The sequence below is a fragment of the Bacillus pseudomycoides DSM 12442 genome (assembly GCF_000161455.1).
Classification (GTDB): Bacteria; Bacillota; Bacilli; order Bacillales; family Bacillaceae_G; genus Bacillus_A; species Bacillus_A pseudomycoides.
This window is the reverse complement of record NZ_CM000745.1, coordinates 4,895,833-4,897,019: the sequence shown is the minus strand read 5'-3', so window position 1 is coordinate 4,897,019 and position 1,187 is coordinate 4,895,833. Positions and strand designations below refer to the sequence as shown.

At 30.2% G+C, this 1,187-nt stretch carries 1 protein-coding gene; it reads right to left on the bottom strand.

Annotation, left to right across the window (positions count from 1 at the left end):
* Nucleotides 1-148: 148 nt before the first annotated feature.
* Nucleotides 149-796 carry a DUF2625 family protein gene (locus BPMYX0001_RS24865; protein ID WP_033799334.1) on the bottom strand — a complete coding sequence of 216 codons (648 nt, stop codon included), beginning with the start codon at nt 794-796 and terminating at the stop codon, nt 149-151.
* Nucleotides 797-1,187 lie beyond the last annotated feature (391 nt).

The window sequence follows — 1,187 nt, the reverse complement described above, 5'->3', positions numbered from 1 at the left end:
AAAATATTAAGAGCGTGTTTTGAGCAATCTTTTTTTCAAAACACGCTCTTTTCTATGAACGTTTATCAAGGTTATTAGTATCAATTTGATCAAACTTTATTTTAAAGCAACAGGGGCGATATCATTCTAATTATAAATGTAGTTAAACTTAACTCAAGTTAAACTGTTTGCTATATTCTTGATTGATATTTAATAGTTCCTTAGCAGGTACAATCTTTTTATCTGCTTTTTCTAACTGTAATTCATTAGACCATAAAAATGGATATATCAATATGGCCTCATCGAATTTCATAATTTCAGAGTCCTCTTTCCATGTATTCCATCTCAGGGTACTATAAAATTCATTCATATTCCCTTGTGCAATCCAAGTTATAAATTCTGAATATTTCATATCTAATGACTCCCACTCTAATGTATCAGGAGCAAAATACCAAATATGGCCTACACCAATAGAAAACTTACCCGCATTTAATGCGAAAACGCCCCCGACAATATCATCTGCAACTATTAGCATTTTATCAATCTTTGTAGCAACTTCATCTTTGTTAACTAGATTATATGAAAGTATCCCTCTATTCTTTTCACTGTCAGAACCAAGTATTCTAATCCAATCATCGACTATTATTTCTGATGTATTATATACTATTGAACCTAGTGCGGATTTTGATGGTATTTGCAATACTTCCAAAGTGTTTTTCCCGTTTGTTGTTTCATTGATATTCAACTTTATTTTTTTGCTCGAATCAGTAAACATATTACTGATTTCTTTCCATAGCCCATTATTTATAGTATCCATTTATTCTCTCCCTTTTTAGTCATCAGTTACTTTATATTTTATTTTTGTTCCATTTTTACTTTCAATTTATCAAGCATTTTATATTGTTGTTCTAAAGTTTCTTTAATTGTTTCTTTGGAAAATCCAGCTTTTTCAAAATCAGATACAATATATTTCAATTCATCTTGTAAGGTAGAACTCCATCCTGAAAAAACATTGCGGATTTAATTATAACAATAAATGGTTAAAATCCCCTCGAAAATACAGTTCATGTCATATGTGTTTCTCGTAGTTCTGAACAGGGAAACAAGAATTAATCTGATATAACGTAGAGGTAAAGAGGGGAGAGGCTTATAATAGAAGAAATATAAAAAAGTGCTAACAAGTTTGCAAACGAACTTGCTAACACTTA